This is a genomic window from Novosphingobium sp. BL-A-28-Hi1-0D, from assembly GCF_055521755.1.
In genome coordinates, this window is sequence record NZ_CM145502.1 from 2,453,411 (window position 1) to 2,472,635 (window position 19,225).

General features: G+C 64.9%; 18 protein-coding genes, 1 tRNA gene and 1 other RNA gene. 12 read left to right on the forward strand and 8 right to left on the reverse strand.

Features of this window, described 5'->3' with window-relative positions:
- Positions 1-3: 3 nt before the first annotated feature.
- From ACZ1JW_RS12060 to ACZ1JW_RS12070, 3 genes are all read right to left on the reverse strand, one after another.
- Positions 4-80: transfer RNA gene (locus ACZ1JW_RS12060), tRNA-Ile, on the reverse strand.
- Positions 81-140: 60 nt separating this feature from the next.
- Positions 141-1,151 carry a polysaccharide deacetylase family protein gene (locus ACZ1JW_RS12065; protein WP_465140717.1) on the reverse strand — a complete coding sequence of 337 codons (1,011 nt, stop codon included), beginning with the start codon at positions 1,149-1,151 and terminating at the stop codon, positions 141-143.
- The gene (locus ACZ1JW_RS12070) at positions 1,148-2,956 is read right to left on the reverse strand and encodes a sensor histidine kinase (RefSeq protein ID WP_465140718.1); all 1,809 of its coding nucleotides are present in this window, start codon (positions 2,954-2,956) and stop codon (positions 1,148-1,150) included. Before ACZ1JW_RS12070 ends, ACZ1JW_RS12065 begins: the two co-directional genes overlap by 4 nt.
- Positions 2,957-3,215: 259 nt before the next feature.
- Here ACZ1JW_RS12070 and ACZ1JW_RS12075 point away from each other — a divergent pair, with 259 nt between their 5' ends.
- Entirely contained in the window at positions 3,216-3,683 is a 468-nt protein-coding gene (locus ACZ1JW_RS12075) for an Lrp/AsnC family transcriptional regulator (protein ID WP_465140719.1), read from the forward strand.
- A gap of 154 nt (positions 3,684-3,837) precedes the next feature.
- Here the strand turns inward: ACZ1JW_RS12075 and ACZ1JW_RS12080 are convergent, their stop codons facing one another.
- Positions 3,838-4,128 carry a chorismate mutase gene (locus ACZ1JW_RS12080; protein WP_465140720.1) on the reverse strand — a complete coding sequence of 97 codons (291 nt, stop codon included), beginning with the start codon at positions 4,126-4,128 and terminating at the stop codon, positions 3,838-3,840.
- Between the two features lie 101 nt (positions 4,129-4,229).
- Here ACZ1JW_RS12080 and ACZ1JW_RS12085 point away from each other — a divergent pair, with 101 nt between their 5' ends.
- The 3 genes from ACZ1JW_RS12085 to ACZ1JW_RS12095 all read left to right on the forward strand — a co-directional run bounded on the left by ACZ1JW_RS12085 (position 4,230) and on the right by ACZ1JW_RS12095 (position 6,886).
- The gene (locus ACZ1JW_RS12085; protein ID WP_465123314.1) at positions 4,230-5,243 is read left to right on the forward strand and encodes a polyprenyl synthetase family protein; all 1,014 of its coding nucleotides are present in this window, start codon (positions 4,230-4,232) and stop codon (positions 5,241-5,243) included.
- 19 nt (positions 5,244-5,262) lie between these two features.
- Complete coding sequence (locus tag ACZ1JW_RS12090; protein ID WP_465123313.1) at positions 5,263-6,279, forward strand: aldo/keto reductase; 1,017 nt, start codon at positions 5,263-5,265, stop codon at positions 6,277-6,279.
- 64 nt (positions 6,280-6,343) lie between these two features.
- On the forward strand, positions 6,344-6,886 hold the full coding sequence (locus ACZ1JW_RS12095) for a hypothetical protein (protein ID WP_465140721.1): 543 nt from the start codon (positions 6,344-6,346) through the stop codon (positions 6,884-6,886).
- A 1-nt stretch (position 6,887) separates the two neighbouring features.
- On the opposite strand, the gene ACZ1JW_RS12100 is transcribed toward ACZ1JW_RS12095, so the two are convergent.
- A complete protein-coding gene (locus ACZ1JW_RS12100; protein ID WP_465140722.1) occupies positions 6,888-7,034 on the reverse strand; it encodes a hypothetical protein in 147 nt (48 codons plus the stop codon).
- A gap of 99 nt (positions 7,035-7,133) precedes the next feature.
- Here ACZ1JW_RS12100 and hrpB point away from each other — a divergent pair, with 99 nt between their 5' ends.
- The 3 genes from hrpB to ffs all read left to right on the forward strand — a co-directional run bounded on the left by hrpB (position 7,134) and on the right by ffs (position 10,230).
- Positions 7,134-9,641, forward strand: coding sequence for an ATP-dependent helicase HrpB (hrpB, locus tag ACZ1JW_RS12105; RefSeq protein WP_465140723.1), 2,508 nt, complete (start codon positions 7,134-7,136; stop codon positions 9,639-9,641).
- A 49-nt stretch (positions 9,642-9,690) separates the two neighbouring features.
- Positions 9,691-9,969, forward strand: a complete 279-nt coding sequence (locus ACZ1JW_RS12110; protein WP_465123309.1) for an ETC complex I subunit — start codon at positions 9,691-9,693, stop codon at positions 9,967-9,969.
- Between the two features lie 166 nt (positions 9,970-10,135).
- Positions 10,136-10,230: signal recognition particle sRNA small type (gene ffs, locus ACZ1JW_RS12115), an RNA gene on the forward strand.
- Here ffs and ACZ1JW_RS12120 read toward each other — a convergent pair.
- Positions 10,228-10,716 carry a DUF4188 domain-containing protein gene (locus ACZ1JW_RS12120; protein ID WP_465140724.1) on the reverse strand — a complete coding sequence of 163 codons (489 nt, stop codon included), beginning with the start codon at positions 10,714-10,716 and terminating at the stop codon, positions 10,228-10,230. The two genes, ffs and ACZ1JW_RS12120, sit on opposite strands and share 3 nt — an antisense overlap.
- Positions 10,717-10,811: 95 nt before the next feature.
- Here ACZ1JW_RS12120 and ACZ1JW_RS12125 point away from each other — a divergent pair, with 95 nt between their 5' ends.
- The 3 genes from ACZ1JW_RS12125 to ACZ1JW_RS12135 all read left to right on the forward strand — a co-directional run bounded on the left by ACZ1JW_RS12125 (position 10,812) and on the right by ACZ1JW_RS12135 (position 14,146).
- On the forward strand, positions 10,812-12,656 hold the full coding sequence (locus ACZ1JW_RS12125; protein WP_465140725.1) for a DNA polymerase III subunit gamma/tau: 1,845 nt from the start codon (positions 10,812-10,814) through the stop codon (positions 12,654-12,656).
- On the forward strand, positions 12,653-12,988 hold the full coding sequence (locus ACZ1JW_RS12130) for a YbaB/EbfC family nucleoid-associated protein (protein ID WP_465123307.1): 336 nt from the start codon (positions 12,653-12,655) through the stop codon (positions 12,986-12,988). Before ACZ1JW_RS12125 ends, ACZ1JW_RS12130 begins: the two co-directional genes overlap by 4 nt.
- Before the next feature lie 120 nt (positions 12,989-13,108).
- Positions 13,109-14,146 carry an MlaA family lipoprotein gene (locus ACZ1JW_RS12135; RefSeq protein WP_465140726.1) on the forward strand — a complete coding sequence of 346 codons (1,038 nt, stop codon included), beginning with the start codon at positions 13,109-13,111 and terminating at the stop codon, positions 14,144-14,146.
- Between the two features lie 6 nt (positions 14,147-14,152).
- Here the strand turns inward: ACZ1JW_RS12135 and ACZ1JW_RS12140 are convergent, their stop codons facing one another.
- Positions 14,153-15,187 (reverse strand): hypothetical protein, encoded by a 1,035-nt coding sequence (locus tag ACZ1JW_RS12140; protein ID WP_465123304.1) that lies wholly within the window; start codon positions 15,185-15,187, stop codon positions 14,153-14,155.
- A 211-nt stretch (positions 15,188-15,398) separates the two neighbouring features.
- On the opposite strand from ACZ1JW_RS12140, the gene lon reads away from it, so the two are divergent.
- On the forward strand, positions 15,399-17,804 hold the full coding sequence (lon, locus tag ACZ1JW_RS12145) for an endopeptidase La (protein ID WP_465140727.1): 2,406 nt from the start codon (positions 15,399-15,401) through the stop codon (positions 17,802-17,804).
- Positions 17,805-18,011: 207 nt separating this feature from the next.
- Positions 18,012-18,284: an HU family DNA-binding protein gene (locus ACZ1JW_RS12150; protein WP_144906496.1), complete on the forward strand. Its 273-nt coding sequence runs from the start codon at positions 18,012-18,014 to the stop codon at positions 18,282-18,284.
- Between the two features lie 71 nt (positions 18,285-18,355).
- Here ACZ1JW_RS12150 and ACZ1JW_RS12155 read toward each other — a convergent pair whose 3' ends face one another.
- Entirely contained in the window at positions 18,356-19,216 is an 861-nt protein-coding gene (locus tag ACZ1JW_RS12155) for a hypothetical protein (protein WP_465140728.1), read from the reverse strand.
- Between the last annotated feature and the right edge of the window lie 9 nt (positions 19,217-19,225).

The following is a 19,225-nucleotide window of genomic DNA, read 5'->3' on the forward strand; positions in this document are numbered from 1 at the left end:
TGATGGTGGGCCCGGCAGGACTTGAACCCGCGACCTAGCCGTTATGAGCGGCCAGCTCTAACCAACTGAGCTACAGGCCCATCGCGGCCTCCGCTAGCGGGCCGGTGCCCGCTTGGCAAGATCGTGTTGGCGAGTGCGGATCAGACCTGCGCGGCGGCGATGATCTCGCGCACGCAGGTGGGGCGCACGCGATGGTGCGACAGGTAGGCGAAGATGCCGCGCCACCAGTCATAGAACAGGTCGAGGTCTTCCTCGGTGCGGACATAGGGCGTGAGGCCGGGGCGCAACGAGGGGCTGTGGAACGAGAAGACGAGCAGCGGAAGCTGGTCTTCGAGCGCCATGTCGATGCCGGTGAGTGCTTCGTCGAGCGTGACGCCTTCGGGGGTGAGCGGGATGCGGTCGAGCATGCCGAGGTGGGCGAGCGCGCCGCGCAGCCGGGGGACGCGCCACAGGGCGGGGTAAAGCGACGGGCCCTGATGCCGCAGGTGGCCTGCGAAGACCGTGGTCAGCGGCATTTCCATGAGGCCATTGCGCGGGTCGATCCACCATGGGCGCAAGGGATGTTCGCGGAAATTGGGGCCGCCGGTCGAACTGTAGTCGAAGCGGGAGCGGACCGATGTGTCGATACCGATCGCGCATTCGGAGAGGATTTCGGCGGTGTTGGGGCCGACGCCGTAGCGACCGGCGCGGTAGATCATCGGGCCGACGCCGAAGGCCTGCTCGATGGTGTCGCGCAGCTTGCGGAACTTAGCGCGTTCGAGATCGCGCGGGAGGTTGCCCGCGAAGCTGTTGTGGACGGTTACGTCTTCCTCGTGTGGGGGACTGACCCAGGGGTGAAGCTGGACGCCGATCTCGGCGCGGCCTGCACTGACCGCATCTCTGAGCACTTCGGCCGCGCGCGGATCGCTGGCGACGGGGAAATCGACGAGGTAGATCGGGACGACGCCCAAGCCTTCGCAGAACTGCTGGAACTTGGCGAGACGCGGGAGGTGATCGAGGCCGTGGCTGGTGCGGTCGAGCGGCTTGGACCAGTCGAACTCCTCTTCGGTATCGACCGTGACGACGAAGCGCGTGCCGAAATCGGGCGCGAACCGGACGAAATCAGCAGGGCCGGGCTGGCGCAGGATCTGGGGGCCGGAGGTGGCGTTCATCCCTCGCCCACTCGTCGCAAGGGCGGGGCTTGATCGGCCAGCGGCAGTTCGGCGACGAAGCGCACGCCCTCGCGGCGCAGGGCACCGCCGCCTGCCTCGAACTCGGCGCGGGCCAGGCGCAGGGCGAAGCCGTTGCCAAGCATGGCCGATGCGGCAAGCGAACCGCCGCCCATCGGTGCATCGGGCGCGAACAGTGCGGTGTCGTCAAGTTGGGCGAGCGAGGCGGGAAGGGTAATGGCGAGCAAGGCCGTGGTGCTGGCCGCTTCAAGCGCGATGGTGATGCGCTCGCCCGGGGCGACGCTGGTGGCGACGACCGAGAGCAGGCGCCAGACCGTGCGCTCGATCTCGTCTGCGGCAAAGCTGACCGGGACGGGCTGGGGCGGCATGGCAACGGCAAGGCGCACGTTGCGGGCGGCAAGCACCGGCGAGACCTGTTCGACCAACCTCGCGACGATAGCAGCGGCGTCGGCCTCGCCTGTGTCGATCGACAGGGCGCGGCTTTCGAGCTTCACGAGCCGTTCGATCTCTTCAAAGCCGGCGAGCATCTGGGCGGCATCTGAGGCGATGCTGGCGGCCATGGCGCGGTACTGGTGCGGGGTTGCGCCAAAGACCTGGGACTGGATCATCTCGGCAAAGCCCTGGATCGCATTGATCGGGGTGCGCAGTTCGTGGAGGAGCTGGCGCAGGCGATCTGCCTCGGCGGCGGCTGCGAGGAGCGGCTGCGGTTCAGGCTGGACTTCGACGTTGTGGCTGGCAGCGCGGCGCAGGCGCAGGAGGTAGCCGGTGAAGCGACCGCCATCGCGGGCGAAGAGCGGCGTGCCATCGGCCTGCCAGATGCCTGCGACGAACTCGGCCCCTTCGATAGCGAGCACGCCGGCATCAATCGGCTGGCGCTGGCGGAAGGCGTGGGCCATCGCCTGATCGCAATGCACTGCAGCAGCAGCATCGGCGCTGAACAGGCGAGTGCCGACGAGCATGCCCGGTGGGTCAATGGTCGCGTGAACAACCGTGCCATCGGCATCGGTGCGCAAGTCTATCGACAGGGGGGGCTTGCGCGGCGGGAGTTGCTCCTCGCCGAAGGGCAGGAGCGGGGCGACTCCGTCGGCGCGCGGAATGGCGGGCGTTGCGGCTTGACGCTCGTCACGCTTGCGGCGGAACGCCTCGATCCGGCGGACGATGGCGCCGATGCCGTCGTCCGGTGAGAGCGACGCGATGGACTGAGGTGCAACGGGTTCGGGCACAGTCTCAGCGACTGGTTCAGGTTCTGGCGCAACCGGTCTGCTGAACGGAGCGGGTGCCGGTGCAGGTGCAGGTGGTTCCACCACAACCGGTTCCGGTGCGGCGGCCTCCAGTGCAACAAGGGCGGATGCTGGTTCTGGCAGGAGGAAATCATTGACGCCAAGCTGTGACAGCATGGCGCGCACGCGTTCGCCCAGATCGCCGCGGTGGCGGACGAAGCCGCGCGCTTGCGTTGGCAGACGCGGGATCAGGGCGAGCCAGTCGTCCTCGGTCAGCCGGGCTGCCGCTACCGCTGCAGCTGCCGTGCGCGGGCCCTGCTGCGCAAAGTGATAGACGAGCACGGGAGAGCGATGGGCGAGCGAACGCAGGACCGTGGCGCAGCCTTCGTCGTCCAGCATCTCGCACAGCGAATCGATGCGCTGCAGCGCGCCCGCATGCCGGGCGTTCCATGCTGCGAGTGGAACCGGGCCAAGCAGGTCGACCAGCTGACGCAATTGCGTGGCAGCTGCCGTCTTGCCGGCCACGTTGGTACGCAGCACGGTTTCAAGGCGGTCATCGACGATCATCAGGGCTCCGCGTGAGGAATTCGAGATAGCGCAGCGCGTGGCTCCGACCGGTGTGACAGGGACAGATCATTAGCCTGTCGAAGGCTAACAAATCGTACCCCTTTCCGAAAGGCAACTATCCACTGCGTTGCAATGTGGGACGATTGCGATATGAAACAATAAAATTATCCCGGACAATGGATTTTGTGCGGAAAGTTGCGATTCTCGCTTCTTTCCGCAAGGCCCTGACCGGGTTCAGCGAAACGGACGAACATACAGCATGGCAACCCTTGATGGTATCGACCGGCGGCTCCTTGCCGAATTGCAGGCGGAAGGGCGCGTCACCAATGTCGAACTGGCCCAGCGCGTCGGGCTGACTGCACCGCCATGCCTGCGCCGGGTCCGGGCATTGGAAGATGCCGGGGTGATCAAGGGCTATCATGCCGAACTCGATGCTTCGAAGCTGGGTTTTGCGATCACCGTCTTCGCGCTCGTCAGCCTCAAGAGCCAGGCCGAGGAATCGCTCCGCCAGTTCGAGGACCACATGCGCACGCTGCCAGAAGTGCGCGAGTGTCACATGCTGAACGGCGAGATCGACTTCATCCTCAAGATCGTCAGCCGCGACCTGCAGAGCTTTCAGGAGTTCCTGACGAGCAAGCTGACGCCTGCACCCAACGTGGCGAGCGTGAAGACCTCGCTAACGATTCGCACGGCGAAGCAGGTGCCCGGGGTGCCGCTGGAGGATTGAGCGGGCGTTCAGGCCCACCCCGCAGCGACGAAGCTGAACTCGAGACCTGTTGCGCCCCCGCGAAGGCGGGGGCCTCGGTGTTGTTACGGAACGTCGGCTTAAAACGGCTGAGGCCCCCGCCTTCGCGGGGGAGCAGACGTTTGGGAATGAGTGCTCAGTCCGCCGAACCTGCCGCCCGCTCGTGGTGGCGGATCACTTCCTGGATGATGAAGCGCAGGAACTTCTCGGAGAATTCGGGATCGAGCTTGGCGTCTTCGGCGAGGCGGCGCAGGCGGGCGATCTGGCGCTCTTCGCGGCCGGGATCGGATGCCGGCAGCTTGTTCGCGGCCTTGTAGGCGCCGACCGCCTGGGTGATGCGGAAGCGTTCGGCGAGGATGTGGATCATTGCCGCATCGATGTTGTCGATGGACTGGCGGTAGCCTGCCAGAACCGGATCTTCGCTCATCAATCTACCCCGTCCAAATCTCGCCCAAAGGTCTGTCGCCGCCGCTACAGTGCAAGTTGCATCTTGCCAAGCGCCCGCCTTGTCGCCAAGCGATCAAGCCGATGACTGCGACCGTCCACCCCCTGCCGCGCAAGGCCGAACCTTCGCTGACGCCGATGATGGCCCTCGTTGCCGAAGGCATGAACAGCGTCAACGCCGTGATTCTCGACAGGATGCAATCGCGCATCCCGTTGATCCCGACGCTGGCCGGGCACCTGATTGCCGGCGGCGGCAAGCGGATGCGCCCGATGCTGACGCTGGCGAGCGCATCGTTGCTGGGATACGGCGGCAGCCGCCACTACAAGCTGGCAGCAGCGGTGGAGTTCATCCACACCGCGACCCTGTTGCACGACGACGTGGTCGATGGTTCCGACATGCGGCGCGGCAAGAAGACCGCGAACATCGTCTACGGCAACCCGGCAACCGTGCTGGTGGGCGACTTCCTGTTCAGCCGCAGCTTCGAACTGATGGTCGAGGACGGCTCGCTCAAGGTGCTGCGCATCCTGTCGAACGCATCGGCGGTGATCTCGGAAGGCGAGGTCGACCAGCTGGTGGCGCAGAGGCAGATCGAGACGACCGAGGAAATGTACCTCGACATCATTGCGGCCAAGACGGCGGCGCTGTTTTCCGCGGCCTGCCGGATCGCGGCGGTGGTGGCAGAGCGTTCCGAAGCCGATGAAATGGCGCTCGATTCCTATGGTCGCAATCTCGGCATCGCGTTCCAGTTGGCCGACGATGCGATCGATTACGATTCGGACGCCGCCGAGATGGGCAAGGACCAGGGCGACGATTTCCGCGAGGGCAAGATGACCCTGCCGGTGATCCTGGCCTATGCCCGGGGCGACGAGGACGAACGCCGGTTCTGGCAGGATGCCATCGCCGGAGATCGCTCGTCGGACGATGATCTCGCCCATGCCATCGCGCTGATCCGCCGCCACGATGCGGTGAACGCGACGCGCGAGCGGGCGCGGATGTATGCGCAGCGCGCGATTGACGCGATTGCCGGGTTCCCGGCGAGTGCCGCCAAGGTCGCGATGACCGAAGCCGCGCTGTTTGCGGTGGCCCGCCGCTTCTGATCCAACCGGAGAATACCTGATGCAGCATCGCCGTCTTGGCCGCTCGGCCATTGTCGTTTCGGACATCTGCATGGGGACGATGACCTTCGGCAGCCAGGTGGACGAGGCGGAATCGTTGCGCATCCTTGACCGCAGCTTCGATGCCGGAATCAACTTCTTCGATACGGCCGAGGGCTATCCGGTGCCACCCGACATCAAGTGGGTGGGGCGCACCGAGGAGATCGTCGGCAAGTGGCTCAAGACCAAGCCGCGCGATGCGGTTATCCTTGCCACCAAGGTTTCGGGGCCGAGCCACGTCTGGTTCCGCTCACCCTGCCGCAACGGGATGACTGCGCTGGACCGGCGCAATATCGAGACGGCGATCGATGCCAGCCTGAAGAGGCTCGGTACCGACTATATCGACCTCTACCAGACCCACTGGCCCGACCACGACACGCCTTATGACGAGACCATGGAAGTGCTCGACGAGCTGGTCCGCGCGGGCAAGGTGCGGATCACCGGCTGTTCGAACGAGACGAGCTGGGGTCTGATGAAGTCGCTCGCCGCCGCCGAGAAGCTCGGCACGGTGCGCTACCAGACGATCCAGAACAACTTCAGCCTGAACAACCGCCGTTTCGAGGATGAGCTGGCACAGGTCTGCCGGATGGAAGGGGTGAGCCTGATCCCCTATTCGCCGATCGCAGGCGGCGTGCTTTCGGGCAAGTACAGCGGCGGCGCGCGGCCTGAGGGGGCGCGGTTCTCGCGCTACCTCGCCATGGAAGGGCGGCAGGCGCAGATGGGCAAGCGGTTCGTGAACGAACGTTCCATCGCCTCGACCGAGCGGTTCATGGCCATTGCCGCCGAGGCGGGACTCGATCCGGTGACGATGGCGGTGGCATGGTCGAAGCAGCATGATTTCGTGGCTTCGACGATTGTCGGCGTCAGTGCCGAGGCGCATGTCGATCCGATCCTTGCAGCGGCCGATCTCGTGCTCCCAGACGACGTGATGAAGGCGATCAACCGCGTGAGCCGCGAAATTCCCTATCCGATGGGGTGATCGAGGATTGACGTTTCGGGTCGATCCGGCGCATTTTTGAGCACTGCCAATGGAGTGCGCCAAGATGTTGACAGATAATGCGAAATCATGGCGCAGAGCGATGTCGCTGGTGCGACCTGTAGGGTGGTTCATGGTAGCGCTTGTGCTACTGTTCCCATTGATCGCGATGCAGTTCGAACAGCACCTGCGCTGGGGTGTGAACTGGACGGTGGGTGACTTCCTCGTCGCTGCGCTGCTGCTCTGCAGTACGGGCGCGGCGCTGGAACTGGCGGTGCGTATCAACGGTAGCCTTGCCTATGGAGCGGGTGCGTTCCTGGGCATCGGCGTGGCTCTGGTGATGATCTGGGCGAACCTTGCCGTCGGGCTCGTGGGCTCGGAGGACAATGCCGCGAACGTCTGGTTCATGACCCTGCCGCTTGTGGGATTGATTGTCTCCGCGCTCGGAAAGTTCTCGGCCAGGGCCATGGTCCGGGCGATGCTGGCGATGGCGGTCGTGCAGGCTCTGGTCGGATTGATCGTCGGCGGGGGCGGCGAAACGGTCGCGCTGACCCTTGCTTTCGGATCGTGCTGGCTGGCTTCGGCCTGGCTGTTCGCCCGCGCGGCCTGAGTTACTTGCGGCGGCCGAAGCGCTTCCACAGGAGCCAGCAGCTGCCGCCGCAGACCGCGCCGATGCCAAGTACGATGGCGCCGATCATGGCTCCGCTGAACAGGATGCCGGTGGTCAGTGCCACCACGAATTCCAGCGTGGTCTTCATCTTTCCCGGCCCTATCGCACCGCAAGCCCGATGCAAGCTTGAACGGAGGCAGCGGCAAATCGTTGCCTTCCGGCCGCAAGGAGCCGTAAAGCGCCCCGCGTGAGCGTCCTGCCGATCCATGCCGTCCTGCCCGACCTGCTTTGCGCCTTGCGAGAAGAGCCGAGTGCGGTGCTGATCGCGCCGCCTGGGGCGGGCAAGACGACGGCGGTCGCGCCTGCCTTGCTGGGCGAGCCGTGGTGCAAGGGCCAAGTCATCGTGCTTTCGCCCCGGCGCGTGGCGGCGCGTGCAGCGGCCGAGCGTATGGCCGAACTGCTGGGCGAAGAGGCGGGGCAGACCATCGGCTATGTCACCAGGCTTGATGTCAGGCGCTCTGCCAGGACGCGGGTGCTGGTGGTGACCGAGGCGATCTTCGTTTCGACGATCCTCAACGATCCCGAATTACAGGGCGTTTCGGCGGTGCTGTTCGACGAGGCACATGAGCGGCATCTCGACAGCGATCTTGGGCTGGCGCTGGCGGTCGAGGCGCAAGGGGTGCTGCGTGAGGATCTGCGGATCGTGGTCATGTCTGCCACGATCGATGGATCGCGTTTTGCGGCATTGCTGGGTGCTGCGCCTGTGGTTGAGAGCGAAGGCAAGGCGCATCCCCTGACGGTGAAGTGGCTGGGCTCGCGGCCTGACTTGAAGGTCGAGGCGGCGATGACCTCGGCGATCCAGACCGCGTGGCGTGAGGAGACGGGGGACATTCTCGCCTTCCTGCCGGGCGTGGCGCAGATCGAGCGGACGGCGGATTTGCTTGCCGAGCGATTGCCGCAGGCGCTGGTGCTGCCGTTGCATGGGCAGGTTGAACCGGCGGGGCAGCGCGCGGCGATCCGGCGTGATCCGCAGGGTCGGCGGCGGATCGTGCTGGCGACGAGCATTGCCGAGACCTCGCTGACGCTCGATGGGGTTTCGGTGGTGGTCGATGCCGGGCTTTCGCGGCGGGCGGAGTTCGACAAGTCGGCAGGCGTCACGCGACTGGTGACGACGCGGGCGAGCCAGGCCTCGGCAGCGCAGCGGGCGGGGCGTGCGGCGCGGCAGGGGCCGGGAGTGGCCTACCGGCTGTGGGAGGAAGCGGCGCATGCGGGGCGGCCTGCATTCGATCCGCCCGAAGTGGTGACGAGCGATCTTGCTCCGCTTGCGCTGACGCTGGCGCAGTGGGGCGCGGGCGATCCGGCGGCGATGGCCTGGCTTGATCCGCCGCCGGTTGCGGCGATGGCGGCGGCGCGAGCGAGCTTGCAGGCCTTGGGCGCGCTTGATCCAGAAGGGCGGATCACCGCGCACGGGCAGGCGATGGCGCGGTTGCCGATGGAGCCGGCACTGGCGCACATGCTGCTGTTTGCGGCCGAGCGCGGGCAGGCGGATGAGGCGGCGCGGCTGGCTTTGCTGTTGCAGGAGCGTGAGCTCGGCGGGCGGACTGAGGATCTGGCGCGGCGGTTGGATCGGTGGGCTGGCGAGCGCGGGGGCAGGGCAGAAGGCTCGCGCAAGTTGGCGGCGCGGTGGGCTGAGTTGGCCAACAAGGTGCTTCGACAAGCTCAGCATGAGCGGGGTTCCAGTACAGACGCCGCTCGTCCTGAGCCTGTCGAAGGACGCAAGAGCGAAGTTCCGCTGGGGGTGCTTCTAGCCGAGGCCTTTCCTGACCGGATTGCGCGGGCGCGGGGGGCTTCGGGGGAGGAGTGGCTTTCGAGCGGTGGGCGCGGGTATCGGCTCGATCCGGCATCGCCCCTGGCCACGGCGAAGTGGCTGGTGATCGGCGATGCGCAGGGAGAAGCCAAGGGCGCGCGGATCACGGCGGCAATTGCGCTGGAAGGCGAGGAGGTTACGCGCCATCTCTCGCACCGGATCGAAGAGCGCCACTCGTTGACATGGAATGCGGGCGAGGGGCGCGTGGAGGCGCGGCTGGAGCGCAGGCTGGGGGCAATCGTGCTGGCGCGGGTGCCTGATCCCAAGCCTGATCCGGATGCGGTGAAGGCCAAGCTGATCGAGGTTGTCCGCGAGGGTGGTCTGGAATTGCTGCCGTTGGGCGAGGCGGCGCGGGCGCTGATCGTGCGGGCTGGCTATGCGGGGCTTGGGGCCTTGTCGGAAAGTGCATTGCTGGAATCGCTTGAGGAGTGGATGGGGCCGCTGCTGGGCGGCAGGCGCGATCTGGAGATCGGCGCGGGTCGCTTGCACGAAGCGCTGCTGAACCGGCTGGACTGGAACGAGCGGCAGACGCTCGACCTGTTGGCCCCTGCAGAATTCCGCTCGCCCGCCGGGACCGGCCATGCCATCGACTATGGCCACGAAGGCGGGCCTTGCGTGGAACTGCGGGTGCAGGCGCTGTTCGGGCTGGAGAAGCACCCTTGCGTGGGACAGCCGCCCAAGCCGCTGCTGCTCAGCCTGACCAGCCCCGGCGGCAAGCCGATCCAAACCACGGCCGACTTGCCGGGGTTCTGGCGTGGATCGTGGCGCGATGTCGTCAAGGACATGAAAGGGCGTTACCCCAAGCATCGCTGGCCGGACGAACCCTGGGCCGAAGACCCGAGCCTGAAGACCAAGAACGCCTTCAATGCGCAAAAGGGTCGGTCGTGACGCGAATGCGGACTTGATTTGCAGCGCGATTCGACCGAAAGCGCGCGCCATGTCAGCACGCATCTATCAGCGCCCGAAGAACGCCATGCAGTCCGGCAAGGCCCGGACCAGCGACTGGCTCCTGGAATTCGAACCCGCCGAAGCGCGCCGTCCGGACCCGCTGATGGGCTGGGCCGGATCGGGTGATACGCAGAGCCAGGTGACGCTTGCCTTCAATTCGCAGGAAGACGCGCAGGCCTATGCCGAGCGCTATGGCATCGAAGCGCGCGTGATTCCGACGCCGCCGCGCAAGCTGAAGCTGCAGAGCTACGCGGATAACTTTCGCTGATAGGTGCGCCTTCCGCATCCGCGGAAGGCTTGCGGCACCGGCCCGCTCCCCCGGCCCGGCCACCCGAAGCATACCTCGATAGGTAGCCGGGCCGGGGAAGCGGACCGATGCCGCATATTGGCAGGATGGGGCTGGACAAGCCCCAGCTTCCTCTCCATATGCCGGTCCGGGAGTCGGTCGGACGTTTGCGTCCGCCAACCTGGTCAGGTCCGGAAGGAAGCAGCCACAACGGGTTGCGGCGGGTCGGCCGGCTCCTTTTTACCCCTCAACCGCTGATTTCATGCGCGAGCGCGCTTCATTGCGCTTGCCTGTTGCGGGAATGAGCCCTGCGACCTTGCCGAGGCCGAAGGGCGGCATGTTGCCGTAGATGGTCTCATAGGCTCCGGCGGAGACCGCGTAGGTTTCGTGGAAGATGCCGACGGTGCCATCGCTGCCCACGGCCTTGTTGAACGAAACCCACGCTGGCCAGTGCTTCTGGTCGCGGTCGCGCGCATAGGCTTCGAGGCTGTCGAAATCGCGCCAGTACTGCATCAGCACCACGGTGCGCAGATTGCGCAGCATGAATTCCGTGCCGAGGAAGCCGCTTTGCGGATTGCGGGCGAGTTCCTCGATCATCGGGCCCATGGCGCGGGCGACCGGCAGCCATTTGCCCACCTTGCGGAAATGGTTGATGCGCATGCCGATGACGAAGATCACCAGCGAGCGGTCGAAGTCAGCAGTGAAGCGGCCGGGGATGACAGTGTCCATGGTTTGAAAGTTGCAGTTTGCAACTTATGAGTCAATCCACCGTTTCGGCCCTCCCGGGCATTCGACAATCGCGCTGCGAGCGCTTACCTAAGGCGATGATGGCCGATTCCACCGACATGTTTGGCGATCCTCCGCAAGAGGAGGAGAACAAGCCCTCTGCCGCAGAGCTTGAAGCGGCGGGGCAGGCTTCGATGTTCGGTGATCCGGCGCCTGCGCCGGAACCTGCGCCCGAAGTGGTGCGCGAGACTGCGCCGCCAGCGCCTGTCGCACCCGTTTCTGCGCCGCCTGTTGCACCTGCCGTCCAGCCCTATCGCGTGCTGGCGCGCAAGTATCGTTCGCAGACCTTTGCCGAACTGATCGGGCAGGACGCGATGGTCCAGACGCTGGCCAACGCCATCAAGCGTGACCGTCTGGCCCATGCGTTTTTGATGACCGGCGTGCGCGGGGTGGGCAAGACATCGACCGCGCGCCTGATCGCCAAGGCGCTCAATTGCATCGGTCCGGACGGGCAGGGCGGGCCGACGATCGATCCTTGTGGGGTGTGTGAGCCCTGCCGCGCGATTGCCGAAGGGCGGCATATCGACGTGATCGAGATGGACGCCGCGTCCAACACCGGCGTCGACGACGTGCGCGAGATCATCGAGGCGGTGCGCTATGCCGCGGTGTCGGCGCGCTACAAGATCTACATCGTCGACGAAGTTCACATGCTTTCTCGCAATGCGTTCAATGCCTTGCTCAAGACGCTTGAGGAACCGCCTGCGCATGTGAAGTTCCTCTTCGCGACGACCGAGGTGGACAAGCTGCCGGTCACGGTGCTGTCGCGCTGCCAGCGGTTTGACCTCAAGCGCATTCCGGCACCGCTGCTCGCCAGCCACTTTGCGATGATCTGCGAGAAGGAAGGCGTCGAGGCCGAAGCCGAGGCGCTTTCGATGGTTGCCGCCGCAGCCGAGGGATCGGTGCGCGATGGCCTGTCGATCCTTGATCAGGCGATCAGCCACGCCGATCTGGTCGGCAGCGAGGACGGGCGCACGCGGGTCAGTGCCGAGCAGGTGCGGCAGATGCTGGGCCTTGCGGACAAGACCATGCAGCGCCGCCTGCTGGAGGCCGTGCTTTCGGGCAAGGGCGATGTGGTGCTCTCGGAAGTGGCGCAGCAGTACGCGCTGGGGATCGAGCCGATTGCGATGATGCGCGCGCAGATGGACGTGGTCCACCGCGTGACAGTGACGCAGATCGGCGGAGTCGGGCCGGACATCCGCTCGACCGAGGAGCGCGAGGCGCTGGAAGCCTGGGCCAAGGCGCTTTCGGCGGGGCAGTTGCACCGGCTATGGCAGTTGCTGCTAAAGGGCTACGAGGAAGTGAAGACCGCGCCCGATCCACTTGTGGCAGCGCAGATGGCGCTGCTGCGGGTGATGCACGCGGCGGACATGCCCGATCCGGGCGGTCTGGTGAAGAAGCTGGAAGAGATCGCCTCACGCCCTGCGATTGCGGCGCCGGCGGCGGATGGCGGCGCGGGTGCTGCTCCAGTCGCGCAGGCTGCTGCTCCGGTTGCGGCGGGAGCTGATTGGGTGGCGCTGGTCGAGCAGGTCGAGCATGTCTCGCCACTCGTCGGAGCGACGATGCGGCTTGGCGTGCGGGTGGTTGAACTGCGGCAGGGATTGCTGCGTTATCAACTGGCTCCGGGCTTGCCGGGAGACCCGGCGGCGGATATTCGCCGCGCGCTCAACCACGTGACGGGCGCGAACTGGATTGTCGAGCGCGGGGAGGGCGATGCCCTGCCGAGCCTCGAGGAAGCCAAGGCTGCCAAGGCAGCCGAGGCCGAGGCGGCAATGCGGCAGGACCCGCTGGTCAAGGCCGCGCTGGAAGCCTTTCCGGGCGCGGTGATCGTGGATGAAGACAGCTCGCGAGAGCACGAGAAGAGACCCTGGAGCAAACGCGCATGAAGTCGATGGAAGAGATGATCCAGGCCGCCCAGAAGGCGGCGCAGACCATCCAGAAGCAGATGGAGGACGCGCAAGCGACGCTCGACAACATCGAAGTCGAGGGTGCGGCTGGCGGTGGCCTTGTGAAGATTCGCGCTTCGGCCAAGGGCCGGGTGATCGGCGTCGCCATTGATGACAGCCTGCTCGCGCCGTCGGAGAAGGGCATTCTGGAAGACCTCGTGGCAGCGGCGTTCAACGATGCGCGCGGCAAGGCCGATGCGGCTGCGGCCGAGGAAATGCAGAAAGTCCAGATGGCTGCGGGCATCCCGCCGGGCTTCAAGCTTCCGTTCTGAACGGTTGGACCGGTTCCGGCATTCGTCATGGCCGCGCGGGCTTGCGGTTCGCTGGTACGATTGCCATGTGATCACTAATCGGGCGATTGATCCAGTGATCAGCCCGGCAGGAACTATTGCTTGAGCGTTACCTTGCTTGCCAGTGCTGCCCTGCTTGCCCTTCCGGAGGCGGGGCGGGATGTGTCGCTGGCTGTTCCCGCGCAGACCGAGGCGCAACAGGCTGCGCCTGTTCCTGGCGGTGCGCCTGCGTCGCCGACTCCTGCCGATCCGTCAGTTCCTGCGCCTGCCGTTCCGGTAGCCCTGCCGCAGGCTCCCGCGCCATCGCTTGACCAGATCGAACAGGAGCAGGGCACGATCGTCGTCGCCGGCGAGCGTTCGACCAAGCAGGACCCGATGCAGGCCGTGAACCAGGCCAGCTACGATGCGGTCCAAGCGGTTGACGACGCCGTGATCGCGCCGGTCGCGCGGGTCTATGAAAAGGGCGTGCCGCGTCCGGTGCGGATGGGCTTGCGCAATTTCCTGCGCAACCTGACCGAACCGATCGTTGCGCTCAACTACCTGCTGCAGTTGAAGCCGGGGAAGGCTGCCGAAACGGTCGGGCGTTTCGCGATCAATTCCACCGTAGGCGTGGGCGGCCTGATCGATGTGGCGAAAAACAAGCCGTTCAACCTGCCCTACAGGCGCAACGGCTTTGCCTATACCATGGGCTATTATGGCATCGGGCCGGGGCCGTACATGTTCCTGCCGCTGGTGGGGCCGACGACTTTGCGCGACGTGATCGGTCTGGGCCTCGACCGGTTCCTGCTGCCGTTCACGGTGGGCGGGCCGCTGCGCCATCCGGCCTATGTCTATGGCAGCTTCGTGATCCGCTCGCTTGACGAACGGGTGATGAACGATGAACTGTTCAAGCGAATCCGCGAGGAATCGAACCCTTACGCCAGCTATCGCGAGCTTTACCTGAAGTCGCGGCAGGCCGAGATCGATGCGCTGAAGGGGAAGGCCGACTTCCAGAAGGAAGGTACGGTTACGCTGCCGGCACTGACGCCGACACCGCCGCCAGCGATGCCACCTGCCAGCAGCGAGCCCGTTCCGGCCACACCGCCTGCCCCGGTGTTCGTATCGGAACCGGTAGTGCAGCCGCTGCCGGTTGGGCGCTAAAATCCGTCAGCTTTCCAGCAGCAGCGAGTAATCGCGCAGGACTTCCCAGGCCTTGCCGGGGGACATCATCAGCTGGTCGTCGCTTTCAAGCCCTGCGAGGCGGCGCATCATCTGGGCGACGGTCGATGCGTTGCCGGTGCTCATGCCGTAAGTTGAGATGAGCACTTCGGGGTTGTGCGAGAGGGTGTTCTCGAACAGCAGGTCGACGTTCTGCGGCTGAAAGCCGAAGCCGAGGAAGACGAGGCGCTTGGCGCTGGCGACGGCGAGCCGGATGTCGCGCAGGGCGTTGCGGTCTGCGCCGCGTTCGTTGAGCGATTTCAGCTGGGCGGCGATGGCGTGGATGTTCCACGGCTGCTCGACGCCCCATTCGGCCAGCGGCGCTTCGCCCTTCTGCCATGGCAGGCGGCCAATGGCACCGTGCGGGTGCACGATGTCGAGCTTGTCGGCGATGACCTGCTGGGCTTCCTTGAGGTCGATCCCGTAAGCCATGACTAGCGCGTAGGGCAGGAAGTGCTCGACCGAGCGGTCGTAGTTGAAGTTGACGATGGTGATCTGCTCGAGCGTCTGGCCGATGCGGCTGCGCGGCACGCCTGAGGTGATCAGCTGGCCGAGCTGGTAGATCCAGTATTCGGCGATCTTGCCCTGCAGCGGGAGTTCCCCGGGAACGCGCGGGGCGTCCTTGAGGTTGCTGCGGGCTTCTGCCTGCCCCATGAAGAAGGAGATGGCGAGCTTGCCGCAGGCCATGACGAGTGGATCATGGTCGTACTGTTCGAGCACGGTATCGATCGAACGGCCTAGGCGGCAGGCATTGCGCAGACGCTCGGCGGCGGCGGCGACTTCCTCGACCTTCTTGTTGTGGCGCTCTGCCAGCTTGTAGATGTTGCGCAGGAGAAGCTGGCCGTCGCGTGTCGAGGTGTCGGATGCGGTGCGCTTGAAGTCATAGCCCTGGATGATTCGTGCCAGCAGTTCCGCGTTGGACGGAAACTGCAGCTCGGCGCTTGCACCTGCGCCGACGATCAGCGTTGTTCGTGTGCGCAGCATCCCCGGTGCAATCCTTCCAGTCCTGCAACCCCAATGCGCAACTATACCTAATATCCGGTTTACGAATGGCAGATCGGTTCGTGTACCTTGGTGCCTCGGGAAGCATGATCCACAGCCCTTGTGCGCGAAACCATTGCGGCGAAGGCACTCGGTCCCCATATCCCGGGAAAGCGTCGGGCGGCGTGCCCGGCAGGACGGAAACGAAGTGCCCATGAATCTCTATCCCCTGCTTCCCCTTCGCGACATCGTCGTGTTCCCCGGCATGGTCGTGCCGCTGTTCGTCGGGCGCGAGAAATCGGTGGCGGCGCTTGAAGCGGCCATGGCTGGCAACAAGGATATTTTCCTGCTCGCCCAGCTTGACCCTGGCTGTGACGATCCGGATCGCGACGATCTCTACGACACCGGCGTGATCGCAAGCGTGCTTCAACTGTTGAAGCTGCCCGACGGCACGGTGCGCGTGCTGGTCGAAGGGCGCGAACGTGCCGAGCTGAAGAACCTGCGCGAGGAAACTACCTCGCATGGCGCGATGCTGGTGGCGCAAGTCGAGCCGCAGGAGCCCGCCATCGTCGAGGGCACCGAAATTTCCGCGATGATGCGCTCGGTGGTCGACCAGTTTGCCGAATATGCCAAGCTTTCCAAGAAGCTGCCGCAGGATGCGGGCGGCCAGCTCGGCGATATCGAGGACGCGGGCAAGCTCGCGGATTCGGTCGCGGCCAACCTTGCGGCCAAGGTGGCCGACAAGCAGGCCGTGCTTTCCGAATCCGATCCGATGAAGCGGCTCGAAATGGTGCTCTCCTTCATGGAGGGCGAGCTTGGCGTGCTGCAGGTGGAGCGCAAGATCCGTGGCCGCGTGAAGCGCCAGATGGAGAAGACGCAGCGCGAATACTACCTCAACGAGCAGTTGAAGGCGATCCAGTCCGAGTTGGGCGGCGGCGATGGCGAGGAAGCCAACGAGATTGCCGAGCTTCAGGAGAAGATCGACAAGCTCAAGCTGTCCAAGGAAGCCAAGGCCAAGGCGCAGACCGAGCTGAAGAAGCTCAAGACCATGCAGCCGATGAGCGCCGAGGCGACCGTCATCCGCAACTACCTCGACGTGCTGCTGGGCCTGCCCTGGGGCAAGCGCAGCAAGCTCAAGCGCGATATTCCCGCGGCGCAGGCAGTGCTGGATGCCGATCACTACGCGCTCGACAAGGTCAAGGACCGGATCATCGAGTATCTGGCGGTGCAGGCGCGAACGAACAAGCTGAAGGGGCCAATCCTTTGCCTCGTCGGCCCTCCGGGCGTGGGCAAGACCTCGCTCGGCAAGTCGATCGCCAAGGCGACCGGACGCCAGTTCGTGCGCCAGTCGTTGGGCGGCGTCCGCGACGAGGCAGAGATTCGCGGCCACCGCCGCACCTATATCGGCTCGCTGCCGGGCAAGATCGTCACCAACCTCAAGAAGGCTGGCACGGCCAACCCCTTGTTCCTGCTCGACGAGATCGACAAGCTTGGTCAGGACTTCCGTGGCGATCCGGCATCGGCGCTGCTCGAAGTGCTCGATCCCGAACAGAACGCCAAGTTCCAGGACCACTATCTGGAACTGGACTTCGATCTGTCGGACGTGATGTTCGTGTGCACCGCGAACAGCCTGAACCTGCCGCAGCCGCTGCTTGATCGCATGGAGATCATCCGGCTCGAAGGCTACACCGAGGACGAGAAGGTCGAGATTGCAGAGCGTCACCTGATCGCCAAGCAAGTTGATGCCCACGGCCTCAAGAAGGGCGAGTTCACGCTCGAAACCGAGGCTTTGCGCGACCTGATCCGCTACTACACCCGCGAGGCGGGCGTGCGCACGCTCGAGCGCGAAGTGGCGCGTCTGGCGCGCAAGTCGCTGCGCCAGATCCTTGAAGGCAAGACCAAGAGCGTGACGATCACGCCCGAGAACCTCGCCGACTTTGCCGGTGTCAGGAAGTTCCGCCATGGCGTCTCGGACGAGGAGAACCAGGTCGGTGCGGTGACCGGCCTTGCCTGGACCGAAGTCGGCGGCGAACTGCTGACGATCGAGAGTGTGACGGTGCCCGGGAAGGGCGCAGTCAAGACGACGGGCAAGCTGGGCGAGGTGATGAGCGAGAGCGTCCAGATGGCGTTCAGCTTCGTCAAGGCGCGCAGCCCGGCCTATGGCATCCGGCCTTCGATCTTCAACCGCAAGGACCTGCACATCCACTTGCCCGAAGGCGCAGTGCCCAAGGACGGGCCGAGCGCGGGCATCGGCATGGTCACGGCCATGGTCTCGACGCTCACCGGCATTCCGGTGCGGGCGGACGTGGCGATGACCGGTGAGGTGACGCTGCGCGGGCGTGTGCTGGCGATTGGCGGCTTGAAGGAAAAGCTGCTGGCGGCACTGCGCGGCGGCATAAAGACGGTGCTGATCCCGGAAGAGAACCGCAAGGACCTTGCCGAGATCCCAGCCAACATCAAGGAAGGGCTGGAGATTCTCCCGGTTGCTCACGTCGACGAAGTCTTGGCGCGGGCTCTGACCAGTATTCCGCAACCGATTGAATGGACCGAGGCGGATGATCTGGCCTCGCAACCTGCTGCGAGTGCTCCGGGACAGCCTCAGACGCCAACAGCACACTGACAGGACATCATCAAAGCCGGGGGCGGGCGCACGATTGTTGCGCTTGCCCCCGTTGTTTTTGAAAGGCGCCCTTTCTTTCGCCGCAAATAGCCGTGTTACTCTGCTTTAACCTTTGACAGGTGATTGTTTCTCGGCTCTCTTTCGCGTCACCCGAAAGGCGATTCAAATCCAATCTTTCCAAAGAATAAAGGCTTAGGGGGTTCCGCAATGAACAAGAACGATCTGATCGGCGCTGTCGCCGACGTCAGCGGCCTGTCGAAGGGCGATGCGACCAAGGCTGTTGAAGCCGTCTTCGAATCGATCTCCGGTGCGCTGGCCCAGGGCGAAGAAGTGCGCCTGGTCGGTTTTGGCACTTTCTCTGTTGCCAAGCGCAAGGCTTCCACGGGCCGTAATCCGCGGACCGGTGAACCCATGTCGATCAAGGCTTCTGCCCAGCCCAAGTTCAAGGCTGGCAAGGGCCTGAAGGACGCAGTCAACTGATCATGCGCTGATGGGGCGTAAGCCCTGACAGCTAGAAGCCGCGCTCGTCCCTGCGACAGGCGCGGCTTTTCTTATGGATTGATCCGAACGAGCGCAGTGGGCGCGTCCTTTGTGCGCGCATTGACCTTCCACTGCAGCATCTTGCCCCAAGTTCCGGCGGTCGGGCCTTCGTCGGTGTTGTTGGCGAGGATATCGCCGTCTGTGGTCAGCACCAGCGTTCCGTCGAGAACCGGCACGCCATCGCCTCCGGCCTTCTGGCTCTTCTCATCGGCGGCCATCGCGGCCATGCCCATGAAGGGCGAGTTGCCGGCCCCGGCAGCGAAAGCGGGCGCGTCGATGCGCACGCTGCCATCGGCGCGGCGGATCATGGTCACGAAAGGCATGACCATCGGCAGCTTTTCGACCGTGGGGAAGCTGAAATCGTGGGTCAGCTTGCCGGTGATGGCGTATTCCACCTCGAAGCGCCCGTCGCCCTTGTCGACGACCGACTTCCAGCCCTTCTGGCGGCGCAGGCGATCGGCAAACTCCTGCGCGGCGCGTGGGTCGGAGGGATCGATGCCGCCAAGCATAGCCTTGGCCATCTGCTCGTCGGACTTCTTCTTTTCTTCTGCAGCGCTCTTCTGCTGAGCGACCGTCTCTTCCCAATCCTTGCGCTGCGTGGCGATTTCATCGGCCGTGCAGGTGCGCTCCTCACCGGTTTCGTCGTTGTAGCAGGTGGATGGCTCGAACGTGGCCGTGTCGATCTTGCGGTCACGCTCCTCGGCGGCGAGCTTTGACAGGGCGAGGACATGGATGTCGCCCTTGTAGGTGAAGCTGAAGGTGCCGTCCTTGGGCAAATCTATCGCTGAGGTGAACTTGCCGGGAAGGAGGAGGCAGCCTGCGAGGAGCAGCGTCGCCAGTCCGACTGCTGCCATTGCCAAGGAACGCCGCATCTGCCCCTC

What these genes read in the sequence shown, in the direction of transcription:
- ACZ1JW_RS12140 (WP_465123304.1), bottom strand. Translation starts at nt 15,187, where the DNA reads ATGCTGCGCACACGAACAACGCTGATCGTCGGCGCAGGTGCAAGCGCC.
- ACZ1JW_RS12120 (WP_465140724.1), bottom strand. Translation starts at nt 10,716, where the DNA reads ATGGACACTGTCATCCCCGGCCGCTTCACTGCTGACTTCGACCGCTCG.
- ACZ1JW_RS12155 (WP_465140728.1), bottom strand. Translation starts at nt 19,216, where the DNA reads ATGCGGCGTTCCTTGGCAATGGCAGCAGTCGGACTGGCGACGCTGCTC.
- ACZ1JW_RS12095 (WP_465140721.1), top strand. Translation starts at nt 6,344, where the DNA reads ATGTTGACAGATAATGCGAAATCATGGCGCAGAGCGATGTCGCTGGTG.
- ACZ1JW_RS12125 (WP_465140725.1), top strand. Translation starts at nt 10,812, where the DNA reads ATGATGGCCGATTCCACCGACATGTTTGGCGATCCTCCGCAAGAGGAG.
- ACZ1JW_RS12110 (WP_465123309.1), top strand. Translation starts at nt 9,691, where the DNA reads ATGTCAGCACGCATCTATCAGCGCCCGAAGAACGCCATGCAGTCCGGC.
- ACZ1JW_RS12130 (WP_465123307.1), top strand. Translation starts at nt 12,653, where the DNA reads ATGAAGTCGATGGAAGAGATGATCCAGGCCGCCCAGAAGGCGGCGCAG.
- ACZ1JW_RS12070 (WP_465140718.1), bottom strand. Translation starts at nt 2,956, where the DNA reads ATGATCGTCGATGACCGCCTTGAAACCGTGCTGCGTACCAACGTGGCC.
- ACZ1JW_RS12150 (WP_144906496.1), top strand. Translation starts at nt 18,012, where the DNA reads ATGAACAAGAACGATCTGATCGGCGCTGTCGCCGACGTCAGCGGCCTG.
- lon (WP_465140727.1), top strand. Translation starts at nt 15,399, where the DNA reads ATGAATCTCTATCCCCTGCTTCCCCTTCGCGACATCGTCGTGTTCCCC.
- ACZ1JW_RS12085 (WP_465123314.1), top strand. Translation starts at nt 4,230, where the DNA reads ATGACTGCGACCGTCCACCCCCTGCCGCGCAAGGCCGAACCTTCGCTG.
- ACZ1JW_RS12090 (WP_465123313.1), top strand. Translation starts at nt 5,263, where the DNA reads ATGCAGCATCGCCGTCTTGGCCGCTCGGCCATTGTCGTTTCGGACATC.
- ACZ1JW_RS12100 (WP_465140722.1), bottom strand. Translation starts at nt 7,034, where the DNA reads ATGAAGACCACGCTGGAATTCGTGGTGGCACTGACCACCGGCATCCTG.
- ACZ1JW_RS12075 (WP_465140719.1), top strand. Translation starts at nt 3,216, where the DNA reads ATGGCAACCCTTGATGGTATCGACCGGCGGCTCCTTGCCGAATTGCAG.
- ACZ1JW_RS12065 (WP_465140717.1), bottom strand. Translation starts at nt 1,151, where the DNA reads ATGAACGCCACCTCCGGCCCCCAGATCCTGCGCCAGCCCGGCCCTGCT.
- ACZ1JW_RS12080 (WP_465140720.1), bottom strand. Translation starts at nt 4,128, where the DNA reads ATGAGCGAAGATCCGGTTCTGGCAGGCTACCGCCAGTCCATCGACAAC.